Source organism: Cellulomonas sp. SG140, from assembly GCF_025770785.1.
Lineage (GTDB): Bacteria > Actinomycetota > Actinomycetes > Actinomycetales > Cellulomonadaceae > Cellulomonas.
Window position 1 is genome coordinate 96183 of sequence record NZ_JANZLA010000002.1, and the last position, 19116, is coordinate 115298.

22 protein-coding genes are annotated in these 19116 nt (G+C 73.4%); 16 read left to right on the plus strand and 6 right to left on the minus strand.

Annotated elements, in window-relative coordinates; translation table 11 throughout:
* The first annotated feature begins 11 nt into the window (after nucleotides 1-11).
* Nucleotides 12-491, plus strand: a complete 480-nt coding sequence (locus N0B34_RS04235) for a DoxX family protein (protein ID WP_263730056.1) — start codon at nucleotides 12-14, stop codon at nucleotides 489-491.
* 30 nt (nucleotides 492-521) lie between these two features.
* On the opposite strand, the gene N0B34_RS04240 is transcribed toward N0B34_RS04235, so the two are convergent.
* Nucleotides 522-1163 carry a YczE/YyaS/YitT family protein gene (locus N0B34_RS04240; RefSeq protein ID WP_263730058.1) on the minus strand — a complete coding sequence of 214 codons (642 nt, stop codon included), beginning with the start codon at nucleotides 1161-1163 and terminating at the stop codon, nucleotides 522-524.
* Between the two features lie 62 nt (nucleotides 1164-1225).
* Between N0B34_RS04240 and N0B34_RS04245 the strand changes: the two genes are divergently transcribed.
* The 3 genes from N0B34_RS04245 to N0B34_RS04255 all read left to right on the plus strand — a co-directional run bounded on the left by N0B34_RS04245 (nucleotide 1226) and on the right by N0B34_RS04255 (nucleotide 4376).
* Nucleotides 1226-2653, plus strand: coding sequence for a PLP-dependent aminotransferase family protein (locus tag N0B34_RS04245; protein WP_263730059.1), 1428 nt, complete (start codon nucleotides 1226-1228; stop codon nucleotides 2651-2653).
* An 84-nt stretch (nucleotides 2654-2737) separates the two neighbouring features.
* A complete protein-coding gene (locus tag N0B34_RS04250) occupies nucleotides 2738-3295 on the plus strand; it encodes a hypothetical protein (RefSeq protein ID WP_263730061.1) in 558 nt (185 codons plus the stop codon).
* Between the two features lie 97 nt (nucleotides 3296-3392).
* Nucleotides 3393-4376: a GGDEF domain-containing protein gene (locus N0B34_RS04255; RefSeq protein ID WP_263730062.1), complete on the plus strand. Its 984-nt coding sequence runs from the start codon at nucleotides 3393-3395 to the stop codon at nucleotides 4374-4376.
* A 34-nt stretch (nucleotides 4377-4410) separates the two neighbouring features.
* On the opposite strand, the gene N0B34_RS04260 is transcribed toward N0B34_RS04255, so the two are convergent.
* Both N0B34_RS04260 and N0B34_RS04265 read right to left on the minus strand, forming a co-directional pair.
* The gene (locus N0B34_RS04260; RefSeq protein ID WP_263730063.1) at nucleotides 4411-5433 is read right to left on the minus strand and encodes an LLM class flavin-dependent oxidoreductase; all 1023 of its coding nucleotides are present in this window, start codon (nucleotides 5431-5433) and stop codon (nucleotides 4411-4413) included.
* 17 nt (nucleotides 5434-5450) lie between these two features.
* A complete protein-coding gene (locus N0B34_RS04265; protein ID WP_263730064.1) occupies nucleotides 5451-5750 on the minus strand; it encodes a DUF5808 domain-containing protein in 300 nt (99 codons plus the stop codon).
* A gap of 182 nt (nucleotides 5751-5932) precedes the next feature.
* Here N0B34_RS04265 and N0B34_RS04270 point away from each other — a divergent pair, with 182 nt between their 5' ends.
* The 4 genes from N0B34_RS04270 (at nucleotide 5933) to N0B34_RS04285 (ending at nucleotide 7782) form a co-directional block, all read left to right on the plus strand.
* A complete protein-coding gene (locus N0B34_RS04270) occupies nucleotides 5933-6214 on the plus strand; it encodes an isoamylase early set domain-containing protein (protein WP_263730065.1) in 282 nt (93 codons plus the stop codon).
* 52 nt (nucleotides 6215-6266) lie between these two features.
* On the plus strand, nucleotides 6267-6617 hold the full coding sequence (fdxA, locus tag N0B34_RS04275; protein ID WP_263730066.1) for a ferredoxin: 351 nt from the start codon (nucleotides 6267-6269) through the stop codon (nucleotides 6615-6617).
* An 8-nt stretch (nucleotides 6618-6625) separates the two neighbouring features.
* Nucleotides 6626-7336, plus strand: a complete 711-nt coding sequence (locus tag N0B34_RS04280) for a helix-turn-helix transcriptional regulator (RefSeq protein ID WP_263730068.1) — start codon at nucleotides 6626-6628, stop codon at nucleotides 7334-7336.
* 113 nt (nucleotides 7337-7449) lie between these two features.
* Nucleotides 7450-7782, plus strand: a complete 333-nt coding sequence (locus tag N0B34_RS04285; protein ID WP_263730069.1) for a cupin domain-containing protein — start codon at nucleotides 7450-7452, stop codon at nucleotides 7780-7782.
* Here N0B34_RS04285 and N0B34_RS04290 read toward each other — a convergent pair.
* Nucleotides 7779-9857 carry a beta-galactosidase gene (locus N0B34_RS04290; protein WP_263730070.1) on the minus strand — a complete coding sequence of 693 codons (2079 nt, stop codon included), beginning with the start codon at nucleotides 9855-9857 and terminating at the stop codon, nucleotides 7779-7781. The genes N0B34_RS04285 and N0B34_RS04290 overlap by 4 nt on opposite strands.
* Before the next feature lie 196 nt (nucleotides 9858-10053).
* On the opposite strand from N0B34_RS04290, the gene N0B34_RS04295 reads away from it, so the two are divergent.
* The 4 genes from N0B34_RS04295 to N0B34_RS04310 all read left to right on the plus strand — a co-directional run bounded on the left by N0B34_RS04295 (nucleotide 10054) and on the right by N0B34_RS04310 (nucleotide 14411).
* The gene (locus tag N0B34_RS04295) at nucleotides 10054-11394 is read left to right on the plus strand and encodes an ABC transporter substrate-binding protein (protein ID WP_263730071.1); all 1341 of its coding nucleotides are present in this window, start codon (nucleotides 10054-10056) and stop codon (nucleotides 11392-11394) included.
* Nucleotides 11395-11546: 152 nt separating this feature from the next.
* Nucleotides 11547-12455: a carbohydrate ABC transporter permease gene (locus N0B34_RS04300; RefSeq protein WP_263730486.1), complete on the plus strand. Its 909-nt coding sequence runs from the start codon at nucleotides 11547-11549 to the stop codon at nucleotides 12453-12455.
* A gap of 1 nt (nucleotide 12456) precedes the next feature.
* Nucleotides 12457-13362, plus strand: coding sequence for a carbohydrate ABC transporter permease (locus N0B34_RS04305; protein ID WP_263730072.1), 906 nt, complete (start codon nucleotides 12457-12459; stop codon nucleotides 13360-13362).
* A gap of 32 nt (nucleotides 13363-13394) precedes the next feature.
* Nucleotides 13395-14411: a LacI family DNA-binding transcriptional regulator gene (locus N0B34_RS04310; protein WP_263730073.1), complete on the plus strand. Its 1017-nt coding sequence runs from the start codon at nucleotides 13395-13397 to the stop codon at nucleotides 14409-14411.
* A gap of 43 nt (nucleotides 14412-14454) precedes the next feature.
* Here N0B34_RS04310 and N0B34_RS04315 read toward each other — a convergent pair whose 3' ends face one another.
* Nucleotides 14455-15060: a DUF1684 domain-containing protein gene (locus N0B34_RS04315; RefSeq protein ID WP_263730074.1), complete on the minus strand. Its 606-nt coding sequence runs from the start codon at nucleotides 15058-15060 to the stop codon at nucleotides 14455-14457.
* A 187-nt stretch (nucleotides 15061-15247) separates the two neighbouring features.
* Here N0B34_RS04315 and N0B34_RS04320 point away from each other — a divergent pair, with 187 nt between their 5' ends.
* Both N0B34_RS04320 and rlmC read left to right on the plus strand, forming a co-directional pair.
* Nucleotides 15248-16015, plus strand: coding sequence for an HAD-IIB family hydrolase (locus N0B34_RS04320; protein ID WP_263730075.1), 768 nt, complete (start codon nucleotides 15248-15250; stop codon nucleotides 16013-16015).
* Between the two features lie 22 nt (nucleotides 16016-16037).
* On the plus strand, nucleotides 16038-17165 hold the full coding sequence (rlmC, locus tag N0B34_RS04325; protein ID WP_263730076.1) for a 23S rRNA (uracil(747)-C(5))-methyltransferase RlmC: 1128 nt from the start codon (nucleotides 16038-16040) through the stop codon (nucleotides 17163-17165).
* Nucleotides 17166-17187: 22 nt separating this feature from the next.
* Here the strand turns inward: rlmC and N0B34_RS04330 are convergent, their stop codons facing one another.
* On the minus strand, nucleotides 17188-17586 hold the full coding sequence (locus N0B34_RS04330; RefSeq protein WP_263730077.1) for an MmcQ/YjbR family DNA-binding protein: 399 nt from the start codon (nucleotides 17584-17586) through the stop codon (nucleotides 17188-17190).
* A 185-nt stretch (nucleotides 17587-17771) separates the two neighbouring features.
* On the opposite strand from N0B34_RS04330, the gene N0B34_RS04335 reads away from it, so the two are divergent.
* Both N0B34_RS04335 and N0B34_RS04340 read left to right on the plus strand, forming a co-directional pair.
* Nucleotides 17772-18488 (plus strand): alpha/beta fold hydrolase, encoded by a 717-nt coding sequence (locus N0B34_RS04335; RefSeq protein WP_263730078.1) that lies wholly within the window; start codon nucleotides 17772-17774, stop codon nucleotides 18486-18488.
* Nucleotides 18489-18598: 110 nt separating this feature from the next.
* Nucleotides 18599-19111, plus strand: a complete 513-nt coding sequence (locus N0B34_RS04340; protein WP_263730079.1) for a mycothiol transferase — start codon at nucleotides 18599-18601, stop codon at nucleotides 19109-19111.
* Nucleotides 19112-19116: the final 5 nt, after the last annotated feature.

The window sequence follows — 19116 nt, forward strand, 5'->3', positions numbered from 1 at the left end:
GTCGAGAGACGATGGTGGCCGCATCGTCGAGCGGCGGTGCCGGAGCGGAGGTCAGCCAGATGTCGGGTGCTCGCGGAGATCGGTCGGTGCTGGGTACGGCGGGACGTGCGGTGCTGCGCACCGCGGCGCGCGGACTGACCGGCTGGCTCTTCGTCGAGGCCGGGTACGCGGTGGTCAAGGAGCCAGGCGGTCGCGTGGACCTCGCAGCCGGCACGCTGGACACCCTGCGCAAGGTGGTGCCTCTGCCCGTGGACGACGAAGCCCTGGTGAAGGCCAACGGTGCGGCCCAGCTGGTCGCGGGTGCGACGCTCGCGCTCGGCATCCTGCCCCGCACGTCCGCCGCCGTGCTCGCGGCCTCGTTGCTGCCGACGTCGGTCGCCGGGCACCCCTACTGGAGGATCGACGACCCGGCCAAGCGGGCCGCCCAGAAGCTCCAGTTCCAGAAGAACATGGCGATGCTCGGCGGCCTGCTGTTCGCGGTCATCGAGTAGCGCGCAGCCGCCAGCCGCGCGGGCCGGCCGTCAGGCGCCCGCGCGCACCGTCAGCCGCGCCAGCAACGGGTGCACCAGGGGCCCGACCCCGACGGCGTACACCAGCGTGCCGACGCCCAGGGCACCTCCCAGCAGCCAGCCGAGCAGCACCACGCCGACCTCGATGGACGTCCGGACCACCCGCACCGACCAGCCCGTGCGGGCGACCAGCCCGGTCATCAGGCCGTCGCGCGGCCCCGGACCCAGCCGGGCCCCGATGTACAGCGCCGTCGCCAGGGCGTTCAGCGCGACCCCGGCCAGCAGCATCGCTGCGCGCCACGTCAGGGACAGGTGCGGCAGCAGGTCCAGGAGCCTGAGCACCGGGTCGACGAGCACACCGATCACCGCCACGTTCGCGATCGTCCCGATGCCGGGCCGCTGCCGCAGCGGCCACCACGCGGCGAGCACCAGCACGGAGACCACCAGGGTGATCTGCCCGAAGGAGAGCGGCGTGTGGCGGCGGATGCCGAGCGTCAGCACGTCCCACGGCATCGCACCGAGGCGCGCGTGCACCAGCAGGGCCATCGACACGGGGTAGAGGGCCAGGCCGACGGCGAGCTGGGCGCCGCGGCGAAGGTGGAGCCGCCCGGTGGTGGTGCGGCGGCCGTCGACGGGGCTGGTCGCGGTGGTCACGACGGCGATCCTGCGACACAAGTGGCCTTGTGCTCCAGGGCCACTTGCCCGACAGTGGCCTGGTGCGCGTGAGCAGCGACCGACGGGTCGGACCGGACCGGGTGGCGGCGCTGATGGACGGCTGCGCCGGATCGGGGGCGGCGTACGCGGCGCTCGCCGACGGGCTGCGGTCAGCCGTGCTCGCCGGCGCGTTGCCGCCCCGCACCCGAGTGCCGGGGGAGCGTGAGCTCGCGGCGGCGCTCGGCATCTCCCGGACCACGGTGTCCACCGCCTACGACGTGCTGCGGGGCGAGGGCTACCTGGTCAGCCGGCAGGGCTCCGGCACCGTCACCGCGCTGCCCGGCGGGGTGCGGCCCTCGCCCCGGTTCTCCGACCTGCCGGATGCGGACCTGCTGGACCTGACGAAGGCGGCACCCGGCCAGCCGCCCGAGCTCGCCGCCGCGTGCGAGGCCGCCGTGGACGACCTGCGCCACGTGGCCGGCCGCGGCTACAGCTCGTTCGGCCTGCCGAGCCTGCGTGCGGCGCTCGCGGACTGGTACGACGAGCGCGGCGTGCCGACGACCAGCGAGCAGATCCTGGTCACCACCGGTGCCCAGCACGCGATCCACCTGATCACGGGGCTGCTCGCGGGCCGGGGCGACCGCGTGGTGCTGGAGCACCCGACCTACCCGCTGGCCATCGAGGCGGTCCGCTCCGCCGGTGCCCGGCCCGTGCCGGTACCCGTCGGCGGAGGCGGCGTCGACGTCGAGCTGCTGCGGGCCACCGTCGCCCGGACCGACCCGCGCCTGACCTACCTGATCCCCGACTTCCAGAACCCCACGGGGACGGTGCTGGACGCGGACAGCCGCTCCGCCGTGCGGGGCGTGCTGGCGCGCGCCGGGGTGCCGCTCGTGGTCGACGAGGCATTCTCGGAGCTCGCGTTCGGCGATCCCGCGCCGTCCCTGGTGGCCGGCGACGGTCGCGCCGTGATCGGCATCGGCTCCAGCTCGAAGGCGTACTGGGGCGGCCTCCGCGTCGGCTGGGTGCGTGCGCACCCCGAGCTCGTCGCCCGGCTCGCTGCCCGCCGAGCGAGCATGGACGTCGGCACGTCGGTGCTCGACCAGCTGGTGCTGGTGCGCCTGCTCGCCGAGCGGCACACGATCCTCGCGCGTCGTCGTGCAGAGCTGCGGCGCCAGCGCGACGTGCTGCTCCGGCTGCTCGGCACCCACCTGCCGGGCTGGAGCGCGCGGCCCCCGGCGGGTGGCCTCAGCCTGTGGGTGGACCTCGGGGCGCCGGCCTCCACGGCGCTCGCGCTGCGCGGCCCCGCGTGCGGCGTCCATCTCGTGCCGGGCACGGCCTTCGGGACCGACGGCACCTTCGACGACCGGCTGCGGCTGACCTTCGGCGAGCCGGAACCCGTGCTGGTCACCGCGGTCCAGCGGATCGCGGAGGCGTGGGCGACGCTCGACCGACCGGCGCCGGCGCGGCGCCCCTGGGCGCCGGCCGTCTGAGGGAGCTGCCGCGCCCGGTGAAGGTGACGCACGCGACGGGCGGAGCGCGGCACGATGGGCGGGACGACGATCGGAGGTGGTCTCGTGGCGGCGCACCGACGGGGGTCGCGCGCATCCGTCTGGGTCCGGTGGGCGGCGCTGCTGCTGTTCGGCACCGGCTTCGGGTACGTCGAGGCGGCCGTGGTGCACTACCTGCGCCGGGTGATCGGCTACCACGCCGGCTACGAGGTGGCCGCGCAGCACGTCTACCTCGACCTGCGGGTGATCGCCTTCGTGCGGCCGGAGCACACCGTGCTGGTCGACCCGGCGCTCACCCAGGTGGAGGTCGCACGGGAGGCGGCCACGCTGCTGATGCTGCTCGCGGTCGCGGTGCTGGCGGCCGACACGCTCCGGAGGCGGCTGGCCGCCTTCTTCATCGCCTTCGCGGTGTGGGACCTGACGTACTACCTGTTCCTGCGCGTGCTCGACGGCTGGCCGGCGAGGCTCACCGACCTCGACGTCTTCTTCCTCATCCCCGTCACGTGGGTCGGTCCGGTGCTGACCGCGGTCGTCGCGTCGACGGTGGTGCTGGTCGTGGCGTCGTGGGCCTACGTGGCCCGTGGGGCGGGTGAGAAACCGTCAGAGCCGCCGTCCGGGACCTAGGTCCGGTGCAGCAGCCGCGCAGATGCCGATGTAGTGACGCTAAAGCCGGCACGGTTCCTCCGTCCTGGTCCGATGCGGGCGTCAGAGGTGGTGCGGGTTGCCGGAGGGTACGGGCGCTGGGTCGCCGACGGCGTCCGGCATCCCCGCCGGGCCCCGCACCGGGGTCGCCGCCGGGCTCCCCGCCGGGCTGCACACCCAGGTGCTCCAGCAGCTGTCCGAGGCGGTCTACGTCGTGGACCGCGAGCGGCGCATCCAGTACTGGAACGATGCGGCCGAGGCGCTGACCGGCCGCACGGCCGCCGAGGCGGTCGGGCGCTGGTGCGGCGACGGTCTGCTCAACCACGTCGACGACGCCGGTGTCTCGATGTGCGGACCAGGGCGGTGCCCGCTCGCGCTCACCATGCTGGACGGCGAGCCGCGCGCGTGCCGCGTGCTGCTGCACCACCGCGACGGTCATCTGGTGCCGGTGCGGGTGCGCGCGACCGCGCTGCGCGACCTCGACGGCGAGGTGATCGGCGCCGTGGAGGTGTTCAGCGACGACTCCGAGCACCGTGCCGACCGGCAGCGGATCGACGAGCTGGACCAGACGGCGAGCCACGACGCGCTCACCGGGCTCGGCAACCGCCGGTACCTGGACCGCCGGTTGGAGGAGCGCCTGGCGGCGTGGCGCGAGGACCCGTCTGCCGCCTTCGGGGTGCTGCTGCTGGACCTCGACCGGTTCAAGCAGGTCAACGACGCGCTCGGGCACCTGGCCGGCGACGAGGTGCTGCGCGCCGTCGCCGTCAGCCTGCGGCTGGCTGCACCCGACGGGTGCGACCTGGCGCGTTTCGGTGGCGAGGAGTTCGTCGTCGTGGTGCCGTGCTCCGACGTGGGCGGCCTCGAGGCGGTGGGGGAGCAGCTGCGCGCCATGGTGGCGAGCATCCGGATGGAGCGGTTCGGCCGGGCCGAGCCCGTGACCGTCTCGGGCGGTGGCGCGCTGGTGCGCTCCGACGACGTGCCGCTGTCCCTGCTGGCGCGAGCGGACAGCATGCTGCTGCAGGCCAAGTGGCGCGGACGGGACCGCGTCGTCGTCCAGCCCTGACGCCTGGCCCGCGGCGCTTCCCGTCAGCCCCTTGTCAGCGCCACCCGAGCGCCGGTGCGACGTGCGTGAGGATCGACTCGATCACGTGCGCGTTGTAGTCGACGCCGAGCTGGTTGGGCACCGTCAGCAGCAGGGTGTCGGCGTCGGCGATCGCCTCGTCGCCGCGCAGCTGCTCGATCAGCACGTCCGGCTCGGCGGCGTAGCTGCGGCCGAAGATGGCCCGCGTGGTCGCGTCGATGTTGCCGATCTGGTCCTCGTCCTCCGACCCGTGCCCGAAGTAGGTCCGGTCCCGGTCGTCCACCAGGGCGAAGATGCTGCGGCTGACCGACACTCGCGGCTCCCGCTCGTGCCCGGCCGCCTTCCAGGCCTCGCGGAACAGCCGGATCTGGTCCGCCTGCTGCACGTGGAACGGCTGACCGCTCTCGTCGTTCTTCAGCGTGGAGCTCATCAGGTTCATGCCCTGCTCCGCGGCCCACTGCGCGGTGGCGTTGGACCCGGCGCCCCACCAGATCCGGTCCCGCAGACCGGGGGAGTACGGCTCGAGCCGCAGCAGCCCGGCCGGGTTGGGGAACATCGGCCGGGGGTTCGGCTGCGCGAAAGCGGCACCGGCCACCACCTGCAGGAAGGTCTCGGCGCGGGCGCGCGCCATGTCGGCGTCCGTGCTGCCCTCCGGCGGCTCGTAGCCGAAGTACCGGAACCCGTCGAGCACCTGCTCCGGTGACCCGCGGCTGATTCCGAGCTGCAGCCGACCGCCGGCGATCAGGTCGGCGGCCCCCGCGTCCTCCGCCATGTACATCGGGTTCTCGTACCGCATGTCGATCACCGCGGTGCCGATCTCGATGCGACCGGTGCGGGCGCCGACCGCGGCGAGCAGCGGGAACGGCGAGCCGAGCTGCCGGGCGAAGTGGTGCACCCGGAAGTAGGCGCCGTCGGCGCCCAGCTCCTCGGCGGCGACGGCCAGGTCGATCGACTGCAGCAGCGCGTCGGAGGCCGATCGGGTCTGCGAGGCGGGCGACGGGGTCCAGTGGCCGAAGGACAGGAAGCCGATGGTCTTCATGTCCGCCTCAACGCGTCTCAGGCCTCGATCTTCCGCCGCACCAGCTCGACGACGCGTCCGACGTTGACCGTCCAGCCGACGCCGAACACCTGCGGGCTGAGCAGGTGGTCGCCCTTCGGGTCCCAGATCCGCTCCTTGAACCGTGCGACGGTCGGCGGCCGGAAGTCGTAGGGCACGAAGCCGACGACCTCGCCGTGCCAGGTGCGCTGGTCGGCCGGGGTGCGCAGCTCCTTGACGACGGCCGCGGCGGCCAGTGCGAGGACGACGAGCCGGCCGATCGAGGGGCCGCGGTGGCCGTGCTCACGCTTGCTTCCCATGGTTGCTCCCTTGCGACGTCGGTGCTCCGATCCTCCTCCCGTCCGCCCAGGTGCGGGTGTGATCCGTGTCGCATCCTCGTCTCCGGCGGCGTGTCCGGTTCCCCGACGAGCGGCCGGCACGCCACCCTCGCCCCGCGACCGTCGCCCCGGGGTCGCACGGCCTGACGAGGGATCGATCACCCATGCTGAAGAAGTCGCGCTCCGCCAAGTCCGCCACCTGCACGCTCACGTTCGCGCTGCCGCTCGCGCAGCTCGACGGGTCGGTCAGCGTCGTCGGGACGTTCAACGACTGGACACCGGGTGTGCACGTGCTGCGCCGGCGCTCCAACGGCACCGCCAGCACCTCGGTCACAGTGCCGGCCGGGACCGACGTGCGGTTCCGCTACCTCGGGGAGCACGGCCGCTGGTTCGACGACGCGGACGCCGACCTGGTGACCGCCGACGGCGGTCTGGTCCGCGCCTGAGGAAACGCGCCTGGCGGGTTTATACAACGTCGACTTGTGTAAACTCCGTCGCATGACCTACGTGATCGGATCGCCGTGCGTGGACGTCAAGGACCGCGCCTGCGTGGACGAGTGCCCCGTCGACTGCATCTACGAGGGTGCTCGCACGCTGTACATCCACCCCGACGAGTGCGTGGACTGCGGCGCCTGCGAACCGGTGTGCCCCACCGAGGCGATCTACTACGAGGACGACCTGCCGGACGCGGAGCGGGCGTACCTGCAGGACAACGCGGCCTTCTTCGCCGACCCGCTGCCGGGCCGCTCGGCACCGCTCGGATCGCCGGGCGGGGCGGGAAAGCTCGGCGCGCTCGGCGTCGACACGCCGCTCGTCGCCGGCCTGCCGGTATCGGACACCGGCGCCTGAGGCCCGACGTGCCGGGCGACCAGCACGGGCGTGCGGACGCTGCGCCGGAGCCGGCCGACGGGCGGACGGACCGCTCGGGGCGGCGGCGGCAGGTGCTCGAGCGTCTGCGGGAGGCGGGCCGACCGCTCGGCAGCGCCGAGCTCGCCCGTGACCTGGGCGTGCACCCGAACACGGTGCGGTTCCACCTCGAGGCGCTGCTGGCGGCCGGCCTGGTGGAGCGGGTGGACGGCGAGCGAGGCGTGCCGGGCCGGCCGGCGCTGCTCTTCGCCGCGGCCCCCGGGATGGACCGCGCCGGACCGCGCCGGTACGGGCAGCTGGCACGTGCACTGGCGGGGGCGCTGGACGGTGTGCCGGACGCCGGGGAGCGGGCGCTCGAGGCGGGTCGGGCGTGGGGCCGCGAGGCGGCGGCCACGTCGGGGGAACCGGCAGAGGGACCGGGTGATCGACCGGTGGGCGCCCTGCTGACGCTGCTCGACGAGCTCGACTTCGACCCGGTCCTCCTCGACGGTGGCCCGGACCACAACCGGCGGGTCGGCCTGCGCCGCTGCCCGTTCCTCGAGGTGGCGACAGCCCAGACCTCCGTCGTCTGCCCCGTGCACCTGGGCCTCATGCAGGGTGCGGTGCAGGTGTGGGGCGGGGACGTCAGGGTCGACCGGCTGCACCCCTTCGCCGAGCCGGACCTGTGCGTCGCCCACCTGTCGGGCGTCGTGGCCGGCTGACCCGCGTACCGCGCCATCCCGGCGCACGATGGATCGGGGCCCGGACGACGGTGCCCCGGCCGAGGGTGCACCGGCGGCGGACCGGGCATCTGCACGAGGACGAAGGAGCTGCGATGGAGTCGACGAACCTCAGCACGCTGGCGGACGAGCTGCTCGCGGGAGCCCGGGCGGCCGACTCCGGGCGGGCGTCGCGGACCGTCCACGGTGGCACCGGCCATCCGCTGCGCCAGACGGTGCTCGCGCTGGTGGCCGGTCGGTCGCTCGCCGAGCACGACAGCCCCGGCGACGCCACGCTCCAGGTGGTGCGCGGCCGGATGCGGCTCGTCGTGGGTGACGAGTCCTGGGAGGGCGTCGCCGGAGAGCTGGTGACCATCCCGCCGACGCGGCACGGGCTGACCGCGCTCGAGGACTCCGTGGCGGTGCTGACCGTGGTGGCCGCGCTCTAGCCGACCGGGTGGGTGGTGCGGACCACCGCGACACCGCCGGCCGGCACCTTCACGGCACCGGCCACCGGCTCGCCGGACAGCAGCTCGGTGCCCTCGGCCGGCACGGCCACGGCCTCCTCGGTGTGGTTGACCGCGACGAGGTAGTCGGCGCGGTCGCCGTGGCGGACCACCACCTCGACGTCGTCCGGCAGCTCGGAGGCCGCAAGACCGGCGTCGGCGTAGGCGCGGTGCAGCACCGCGGCGAGGCCGTCACCGGTGAGGTGCGTGGACACGTACCAGCCTGCGCCGTCACCCCGGACGTGACGGGTGACCGCCGCGCCGCCCGCCGCGGGCCCGTCGACGTAGTGCGCCAGCACCTGCGCGCCGCGCAGCACCAGGTGGTCCGCCCACACGTCGGACACCACGTCGTCGGCGCCGTCGACCCACGCCAGCCGCACGCGCTCGCCGGTGCGCAACGGCAGGAACTCCTCGACGGTCACGCCCAGCGCGTCGACCAGCGGTGCCAGGTACCCACCGGGGTGCACGGCGTCGTGCTCGTCGACGATGCCGGAGAAGCACAGCACCACGAGCGTGCCTCCCGCCTCGACGTAGGTCGTCAGGTTGCGCGCGGCTACGTCGCTGAGCAGGTACGACGCCGGGGCGACCACCAACGGGTACGCCGAAAGGTCGGCCTCGGGGTGCGCGAAGTCCACCGTCAGGCCGTCGCGCCACAGCCGGTCGTATACGGCCCGGACGCGCTCCCGGTGGCCGAGGTCCACGCTCGGACGCCACTCCAGGTCCTGCGCCCAGAACGACTCCCAGTCCCACAGGATCGCGGCGTCGGCGCGGACCCGGGACCCGCGCACCTCGCCCAGCCGACCGACCGCAGCGCCCAGCTCGCACACCTCGCGCCACACCCGCGACGACGTGCCGGCGTGCGGAAGCATCGCCGAGTGGAACTTCTCGGCGCCCGAGCGCGAGGCGCGCCACTGGAAGAAGAGCACGGCGTCCGCACCGCGGCCCAGATGGGTCAGCGCGTTGCGCGCCATCTCGCCAGGGCGCTTCGCCACGTTGCGCGGCTGCCAGTTGACGGCCGAGGTGGAGTGCTCCATGAGGATCCACGGGCGGCCGCCGGCGACCGAGCGGGTCAGGTCCGCCGCCATCGCCAGGCCGACGTACCCGCGCGGGTCGGCTGCGTCGAGGTAGTGGTCGTCCGAGACCACGTCGACCTCGCGTGCCCACGCCCACAGGTCGGTGGAGGGGCAGGCCGTCGCCATGAAGTTGGTGGTCACCGGCCGGTCGGAGTGCGCCCGGATCGCGTCCCGCTCGGCGCGGAAGCACTCGCGCAGCGCGTGGTCGCTGAACCGGGCGAAGTCGAGGCGCTGGGCCGGGTTGACCACGCTGGGCGCGACCGACGGCACGCCGACGTGCTCCCACTCGCCGTACCGCTGGCCCCAGAACGCGGTACCCCAGGCTGCGTTCAGCGCGTCGAGGCTCCCGTACCGCTCGCGCAGCCACACCCGGAAGGCCGCCGCCGACGACTCCGAGTAGTCCTCGGACACCGGCGCGCCGTACTCGTTGTGCACGTGCCACAGCACCACCGCGGGGTGGCGGCCGTAGCGCTCGGCCAGGGCCGTGGTGATGCGGACGGCGGCCCGCCGGTACGCCGGTGAGCTGGGGCCGGCCATGCCGCGCGAGCCGAAGCCGAGCACCGTGCCGTCCCGGGTGACCACGCGCGCCTCGGGGTGGGCGGCGAAGAACCAGGCCGGGGGAGACGCGGTCGGCGTGCCGAGGTCGACGGCGATGCCGTGCGCGTGCAGCAGCTCGATCAGCCGGTCCAGCCAGCCGAGGTCCAGCTCGCCCTCCCGCGGTTCCAGCAGCGCCCAGGAGAAGATGCCGACGCTGACCAGGTTCACCCCCGCCTGAGCCATCAGCTCGACGTCCTCCTGCCACACCTCCTCGGGCCACTGCTCGGGGTTGTAGTCCCCGCCGTAGGCGATGCCGTCGGGCCCGAGCGGCCAGCGCGGCGTGGTGGGGCCGACGCCTCGCAGGCTGCCGGGACGCGAGGCGAGTGGCCCCGTGGGGTGGGAAGACATGACTCTCCGTCGAGCTCGTGGGATTAATCGGTGTGCACGATCACAGCCGTCCGCGGCACGCCGTGCCCCAGGAAACACCACGTAGCGAGCGGTTGACAAGCACCACGGGACTGCCCGTACTGTGAGCGTGCACAGGCACCAGCGCCGCACCGGCGCATCCGTCGCGCTGCCGCGACGGCCTTGACGAGGAGGTCACATGCGCCTGCACTCAGGCATCCGGATCGGCGCGGTCCTGGCCGCGTCCGCCCTGCTGATCACCGCCTGCTCCAGCGGCGGCGGCTCGGCGGGCTCCGCCGCGGGCTCGACGGGCGGTTCCACGGCCGCCGCCGGCAAGGTCGACCTGACGTTCTGGACGTGGGCACCGGGGATGGACGCCATCGTCGCCAAGTGGAACGCGGAGAACCCGAACATCCAGGTGACGGTGAACAAGCAGGACGGCGGCGACCCGGCCGTCACCAAGCTGCTCACCGCGATCAAGGCGGGCTCCGGCGCGCCGGACATCATGCAGACCGAGTACCAGAAGATCCCGACGCTGGTCTCGTCGGACGCGCTCGCGGACATCTCCGGCGACCTGCCGAAGGACCTCAAGAGCCACTACTCGGACGGCACCTGGCAGGCGGTCACCCTCGGCGGCGACCAGGTGTACGGCGTGCCGCAGGACTCCGGGCCGATGGAGTTGTACTACCGGACGGACATCTTCCAGCAGTACGGCCTGACCGTCCCCAAGACCTGGGACGAGTACGCGCAGGTCGCCGCCAAGCTGCACGCCGCCGACCCGACCAAGTACCTCGGCACGTTCTCCGCGACGGACGCCGGCTGGTTCACCGGCCTGGCGCAGCAGGCCGGTGCCTCCTGGTGGGGCGTGGACGGCACCGCGTGGTCGGTGGACATCGACTCCGCCGCCACGCAGAAGGTCGCCAAGTACTGGGGCGACCTGGTGGAGAAGGGCGTGATCGACAACAAGCCGATGTACACCCCGGAGTGGAACGCCGCGCTGAACGACGGCACGCAGGCCGGCTGGGTGTCGGCGATCTGGGCACCCGGCGTGCTGCAGGGCAACGCGGCCGACACCAAGGGCAAGTGGGCCATGGCGCCGCTGCCGCAGTGGAACGCGGGTGACGACGCCACGGGCAACTGGGGCGGGTCCGCCTCCTCGGTCACGTCGCAGTCCAAGCACAAGGCGGAGGCCGCCAAGTTCATCGCGTGGATGAACTCGAGCCAGGAGGGCGTGGACATCCTCGCCAAGTCCGGCGGGCTCTACCCGGCCGACCTGCCCGGCCAGTCGGAGGCGTTGTCCGCGCCGCCGGCCTTCTTCCCGCAGCAGACGGACTTCTACAAGACCGCTGCGGACATCGCGAAGTCGGTCAAGCCGTTCACGTACGGGCCGAACGTCAACGTGGCGTTCTCCTCGTACAACGACGCGTTCGGCAAGGCGACGCAGGCGAAGTCGTCCGCGGCGTTCGTCGCCGCGGTCAAGACGATGCAGGACGCGACCGTCGCCGACCTGAAGAACGGTGGCTTCACCGTCAAGCAGTGACCCTGGTCCTGTGGCCGCCCGGCACCTGAGCCGGGCGGCCACAGGCGTCCGGTCCCTCGCGGCCCCGTCGTCGGCCGCTCGTCGTCGTCCGGCTCGTCGTCCCCCTGGAGTGACCCGTGAACCGTGCCACCGTCGCCACGCCCAACCGTGGCGTGCGCCGCCACACCGGGCTGAGGGCCTACGGCTACCTCGCCCCGGCCGCCGTGCTGTTCACCCTCTTCCTGGCGCTGCCGATCGTGTACGCGCTCTACCTGAGCTTCCGCACCGTCAAGGTGAAGGGGCTCGGCCTGGGACGGGGTGCGCGCACGGAGGTGTGGGCCGGCCTGAGCAACTACCGGCACGCGCTGCTCGGCGACCCCGACTTCCTGGGCTCGGTGGGCCGGGTGGCCCTGTACGGCCTGGTGCTGGTACCGACGATGCTGGGGCTCGCGCTGCTGTTCGCCCTTCTGCTGGACGCCCGGGGCGCCCGTGCCAAGGGGTTCTCCCGGGTGTCGATCTTCCTGCCGTACGCCGTCCCGGCGGTGATCGCCTCGCTGCTGTGGGGCTTCCTCTACCTGCCGCGCGTCAGCCCGTTCCTGTTCGTCGCCGGCCGGCTCGGCTGGCCGCAGCCCGACGTGCTGTCGCAGCAGTGGGTGACGTTCGCGATCGCCAACATCGGCCTGTGGGGCGGTGTCGGCTTCAACATGATCGTGATCTACACGGCACTGAAGGCGATCCCGAGCGAGCTGTACGAGGCGGCCCGGCTGGACGGCGCCTCCGAGGCGGCGATCGCCTGGCGGATCAAGGTGCCGGTGGTGGCGCCGTCGCTCATCCTCACGTTCCTGTTCTCGATGATCGCGACGCTGCAGGTGTTCGCCGAGCCGATGACGCTGCGGCCGCTGACCAACACGATCTCCTCCACGTGGAGCCCGCTGATGAAGGTGTACCGGGACGCCTTCACCCGCAACGACATCTACTCGGCCGCCGCCACGTCCGTCGTGATCGCCCTGGCCACCTTCGTCCTCTCGTTCGGCTTCCTGCGGCTGGTGCAGCGCCGAGCCTTCAGCCAGGAGAACAGCTGACATGGCCACCGTCCTGAGCGGCCCGCAAATCGCCCCCTCCCGCACCGACGCGCCCCGCCGTGGCCCGCGCTCGTCGGCGCGCCGACCCAACCGCATCGGCACCGTGGTGCTGCTGATCGGTGCGCTCTACTGCCTGATGCCCGTGGTGTGGGTGCTCATGGCTTCCACCAAGAGTGCCAACGAGCTGTTCTCCACGCTCACGTTCGTGCCGTCCACGCACCTGTGGGACAACATCCGCCAGCTGTCCGCCTACCGCGGGGGCCTGTACTGGCGGTGGATGGCCAACACCGCCCTGTACGCCGGCGTCGGCGCACTGGCCTCCACCCTCGTCTCGGCGATGGCGGGGTACGGGTTGGCGAAGTTCGTGTTCCCCGGCAAGAAGGCCGTGTTCAACGTCATCCTGGCGGGCGTCCTCGTGCCCGGCGTGGTGCTGGCGATCCCGCAGTACCTGCTGCTGGCCAAGGTGGGGCTGACCAACACCTACTGGTCGGTGCTGCTGCCCAGCACGATCAGCCCGTACGGCATCTACCTGGCCCGGATCTACGCGGCGGCGTCGGTACCCGACGACGTGATCGAGGCGGCCCGGACGGACGGTGCCCGCGAGTGGCGGGTGTTCGGCTCGATCTCGGTGCCGATGATGACGCCCGGCCTGGTCACCGTGTTCCTGTTCCAGTTCGTCGCCATCTGGAACAACTTCATGCTGCCCTACATCATGCTCGGCAACGACCGGCTGTTCCCCATCACGGTGGGCCTGTCCGGCCTGCTGAACCAGGGCGCGTCGCAGCCGGCGATGTACACGTCCGTGATCACGGGCGCGCTGCTGTCGATCCTGCCGCTGGGCGCCCTGTTCCTCACCCTGCAGCGGTACTGGCAGGTGGACCTGGCGGCCGGTGCGGTGAAGGCCTGATGGGCCGCAGGCGACCCCTAGAGTTCGGACCGATGGAGTCGACAGGGGGCGCGCGCAGGCGGCCGACGATCGTGGACGTCGCGGCCGCGGCCGGCGTGTCCCGCGGCACGGTCTCGCGGGTGCTCAACGGCGGCCACTGGGTGTCGCCGGAGGCGGCCGCGGCCGTCGAGCGGGCCATCAAGGAGACCGGCTTCCAGGCCAACCAGTACGCGCGCAGCCTGGTGACCGGCCGGGCGAACTCGGTCGCGTTCCTGCTGACCGAGCCGCAGCACCTGCTGTTCGAGGACCCCAACTTCTCGATCCTGCTGCGGGGTGCCGCGCAGGCGCTCGCGGCCAAGGGGATGCCGCTGCTGCTGATGGTGGCCGGCACCAGGGACGAGCAGCAGCAGGTGCTGCGCTACGTCGGCGCGGGCCACGTCGACGGCGTGCTGCTGATCTCCACGCACGCCGGCAACCCGGTGGTCGACGCGCTGGTCGCGCAGAAGGTGCCGACCATCGCGTGCGGCGTGCCGCTCGGGCACGAGGGTGCGGTGGGGTACGTGGCGGCCGACGACCTGGGCGGGGGACGGCTGATGACGCGGCACCTGCGGGAACGCGGGCGCCGGACGATCGCCATGATCACCGGCCCGCTGGACACGCCCGGTGGCCGGATGCGGCTGGACGGGTACCGCGCCGAGCTGGGCGACGACTACGACGAGTCGCTCGTGGAGAACGGCGACTACACGCGCGAGAGCGGTGTCGCGGCGATGCGGGCGCTGCTCGAGCGGCGGCCGGACCTCGACGCCGTGTTCGTCGGCTCCGACCTGATGGCGGCGGGGGCGATGCAGGCGCTGCGCGAGGCGGGGCGCTCGGTGCCGGAGGACGTGGCAGTGGGCGGGTTCGACGACTCCGGCCTGGCCGAGACGCTCGACCCGCCGCTGACGACGATGCGGCAGCCGTTCGCGCGGATCAGCCAGGAGATGGTGCGGCTGCTGCTCGAGGTGGTGGACGGCGAGACGCCGGCGGCGATCACGCTGCCGACGTCGCTGGTGGTGCGATCGAGCACCTGACGGTCGGGTGCCGACGGCGTGTGCCGACGGCCTGCCAGGGCGGTCAGGCGGGGGAGAGCTCGCCCACGGGGACGGCACCGGTCAGCGTGTTGCCCGGTCCCGGCAGCGGGCACGCCCAGGCCTCGTCGTAGGCGCACGACGGGGGATAGGCGAAGTTCAGGTCGACGACGAGCGCGTCGGGCGTCCCACCCAGGTCGGCACCCTTGACGGTGTCGAGCACGTAGCGCCCGCCGCCGTACGTCTGCCGGCCGCTGGTGGCGTCCTTCAGCGGGACGAAGACGCCGCCGCCGTACATCGCGACCCACCACACGTCCAGCCCGCCCAGTCCGGGCAGCTCCACCCGTCCGACGCGTTCGAGCGGCACCACGCCGTCGGTGCCGGTGCGCACCTCGCGACGCTGCGGCGGTACCGACCGGTCCACGGCGACGACGAAGCGGAAGCGGCCGTCGTACGGGGCCACCGGCGGGCCGTCGTAGGCCGCCCGTTCCGCGACCGGCACGGGCGACGCGGGGTGCGTGCGCAGCAGCCGCTCCCGGCCGGCGACCCAGCGGCGGTGCGCCTCGGCGACGTCCTGCTCGGCGCGCACCGCGCGGTACAGGTCGGCCACCTGATGGCGCCAGTCCAGGACGTCCCACCGCGACTCGCTCACCGCGCGAGCGTATGTCGGCCCGGGGTGCGGTGACCTGCGTCCGGGCGGGCGCCGTGCGCGGCACGGTACCGTGGTGGGTCGTTCCCGGCGCCGGTCCCCTCGTGCGGGCCCGTCGGTGACAGCCTCCCGACGGCCCTGCCCGGCTCGTCGGTCGCCCGTCTTGCCCGCCCCACCGAAGGACGTCCCCGTGACCGCAGCACTGGCCCTGTTCGACCTGGACGACACGCTCGCACCCTCCAAGAGCAAGGTCGGCGACGAGGTGATCGACATGATCGTCGCCCTCACCAAGGTGGTGCAGGTCGGCGTCATCTCCGGCGGCCGGTTCGAGCAGTTCGACGCCCAGCTGCTCTCGTCGATCCACGACGACGCGGCGCTGGGTCAGATCCACGTGCTGCCGACCTGCGGCACGCGCTACCTGGTGCACCAGGGCGGCGAGTGGGCCGAGGTGTACTCCGAGCCGCTGACCGCGGACGAGGCGGACCGCGCGACGGCCGCCCTCGAGGAGGGTGCCAAGGCGCTCGGCCTGTGGGAGGAGAGCACCTGGGGCGACCGCATCGAGTTGCGCGGCAGCCAGGTGACGTTCTCGGCGCTCGGCCAGGCGGCTCCGGTGGACGCCAAGGCGGCGTGGGACCGGGACGGTCGCAAGAAGGAGTCCCTGCGGGCCTACGTGGCGGAGAAGCTGCCGGACCTCGAGGTGCGCTCGGGCGGGTCCACCTCTGTCGACATCACCCGCAAGGGCATCGACAAGGCGTACGGCGTCAACCGCCTGCTCGACCGCCTCGGCCTGCGCCCCGAGCAGGCGGTGTTCTTCGGTGACCGGCTCGACGAGGGCGGCAACGACTACCCGGTGATCGCCACGGGCGTGCCCTGCATCGCGGTGACGGGATGGGAGGACACCCCGGCCAAGGTCCGCGCGGCCATCCCCGAGGCGTTCGCGGCCGACCTGGCCCGCTGAGCGGCCATCGGCGGACCCGCTCGTGCGGTGCGGCTACTTCGAGGCGGGGGTCTGCAGGTCCTGCACCCTGCTGGAGCAGCCGTACGACGAGCAGGTACGGGCCAAGCAGGACGCGTGCGTCCGGGCGCTCGGCGACCCTGACGGGCTGGTGTGGCTGCCGCCGGTGACGGGACCGGAGCAGCGGTTCCGCAACAAGGCGAAGCTCGTGGTGGGCGGCACGGTCGACGCCCCGACGCTCGGGATCCTCGACGGTGCGGGTCGCGGCGTCGACCTGCACGAGTGCGGTCTGTACGAGCCGGCGATCAGCGACGTGCTGGGGCCGTTGGCCCGGTGGATCACGGCCGCCAGCCTGGTGCCGTACGACGTGCCGTCGCGGGTGGGCGAGTTGAAGCACGTGCTGCTCACGGCGTCACCGGACGGTGAGCTGATGCTGAGGCTGGTGCTGCGGTCCACCGAGGCCCTGGCCCGGATCCGCAAGCACCTGCCGGCGCTGCAGCAGGCACTGCCCGCGCTGACGGTGGCCTCCGTCAACGTGCAGCCCGCGCACGCCGCCGTGCTGGAGGGTGAGCGGGAGGTCCCGCTCACCGAGCAGCAGACGTTGCGGATGCGGGTCAACGACGTCGACCTGCACCTGCGGCCGCGCAGCTTCTTCCAGACGAACACCGCCGTGGCGGCCGCGCTCTACCGGCAGGCTGCCGCGTGGATCGACGAGGTGGCGCCGGCCACGGTGTGGGACCTGTACTGCGGCGTCGGCGGGTTCGCCCTGCACGCCGCCGGGCCGGGTCGCGAGGTGACCGGCGTGGAGGTCAGCGTCGAGGCGGTGGCCAGCGCCGAGGCGAGTGCCGCGGAGCTGGGTCTCGACGGCGTGCGGTTCCTCGCCGGTGACGCCACCGCGTTCGCGCAGACGGCCGGCGCGGCCCCGGACCTGGTGGTGGTGAACCCGCCTCGCCGGGGGCTGGGTGCGGAGCTGGCCGGCTGGCTGGAGCGGTCGTCGTCCCGGTGGGTGCTCTACTCGAGCTGCAACCCGGTGTCCCTGGCTCGGGACCTGTCCGCCATGCCGTCGCTGCGGCCGCGGCGTGCTCGGCTGCTCGACATGTTCCCGCAGACCACGCACGCCGAGGTGTTGGTGCTGCTCGGGCGCGAGGGCTGACCGGACCACGGGGGCAGGGCCCTCAGCGCCGCGGGGTGGCGCCGGGCTGCCGCGGCTCGCGCGGCCTTCGGACCCTCGCCGGTTCGGGCCGCCAGAGACCGGCCGCGAGCAGGGCCCGGGTCCGGCGGGACAGGTTGGCGTGCACCGTCCGGTACGAGTCCACCAGGAGCTCCTCGAGCAGCTGGTCGGGCACCGCGTCGTCGTCCAGCCGTGCCGTCAGCCAGTGCCGGTGGTCCATGTGCCAGCCGGGCAGCAAGGTGGGGAACTCACGGCGCAGCGCGGCGCCGTCCTCCGGGTCGACCTTGACGTTGAGCCGGTAGGGCGCCGTCGCCCCCACCAGGGCGAACATCCGGCCGGCGACCTTGTACACCGCGGTGGTCGCGTCGAACGGATGCGTCAGCTCGGCCCACTCCAGCCCCATGGCGACGGCGTGCAGCCGTGCCCGGCGAACGTGCGGATCCGCGTGACCTACCACGAGGCGAAACGTACGCGGCCCCGCCGACACGGTGGAGCCCTGGGGTGCGGCCACCCGCCCGCCAGCACGGCCGCGCCGGGTGCGGGCCGCCCGCCGTAACTGGACCCCACCGCGCACGGTAGGACGGGGCTGTGCGCACAGCGGGGACGGCAGCAGGTGGCCTGGTCGCGGGCCTCTGGGTGGTCAGCAGAGGCACCGGTCGGCCGCTGGTGCTGCTGCACGGCAACGGCGAGGACCACCACGTGTTCGACCGGATGGTGCCGCTGCTGGCGCCCGGACGGAGGCTGGTCGGCATCGACTCGCGCGGCCACGGCAGGTCCCCGCGCGGCGACGGACCGCTGACGATCGCCTCGATGGCCGACGACGTCGCCGCCGTGCTCGACGAGCTGGACCTGGATCGAGCCGACGTGCTCGGGTACTCCGACGGCGGCAACGTGGCGCTGGAGGTCGCGGTGCGCCACCCGGCACGGCTGCGCCGCCTGGTGGTCTGCGGGGCGAACCTCGACCCGTCGGGCCTGCGGCCGGGTGTGCTGCGCGCGATGGTGGCCGCGCGTCGGGCGCTCGAGAGGTCAGCACGTCTCTGGTCGGGGGCGGCGCGGCGCATCGAGCTGCTGGACCTGATGGTCGACGACCCGCACCTGACGACCGCGCAGCTGGCCGGCGTCGAGCTGCCCGTGCTGGTGGTCGTGGGCGAGCGGGACGTGGTGCTGCCCGCGCACAGCCGGTCGATCGCCCGGTCGCTGCCGGCCGGACGGCTCGCCGTGGTGGCCGGCGTCGGCCACGCCGTGCCGCAGCAGCGGCCGGGGACGTTGGCGCAGCTGGTCAACGGGTTCCTGGCCGCGCCGTGAGTGGTACGGCCGGTGCCGGTCAGGGTGGTGGCGCGGGCTGACGGCCGCACGTCCGGGCCACGGGGCGGTTGTCGGAGGTGCGGCGTAACGTCCCGGACAGGAGGTGGGTCATGGACGTGTCGACACTGCTCACGGAGCTCTTCAGCAGGATCCCGGAGGTGCTGCACCGCGCGGCCGGTGGACTGGACGCCGAGGGTCTCGCGTTCCGTCCGGACGCCGAGGCCAACTCGATCGCGTGGCTGGTGTGGCACGCGGCGCGCGTGCAGGACGCCCAGCTCGCGGACGTCGCCGGCCTCGAGCAGGTGTGGACGTCCGAGGGCTGGGTCCAGACGCTCGGTCTGCCGCTGGACGCGGGAGACACCGGCTACGGGCACACCTCGGCACAGGTCGCCCAGGTCGTGGCCCCCGCCGAGGACCTGCTCGGCTACGTCGACGCCGTCGCGGCGTTCGCGGCCGACTACGTCGGCGGCCTGAACCACACGGAGCTGGACCGGGTGGTGGACCGGCGCTGGCAGCCGCCGGTGACGCTCGGCGTACGCCTGGTCAGCATCGTGGTGGACGCCACCGAGCACGCCGGGCAGGCCGCCTACCTACGGGGGCTGGTGGACCGCTCTCGCGGCTGAGCAGG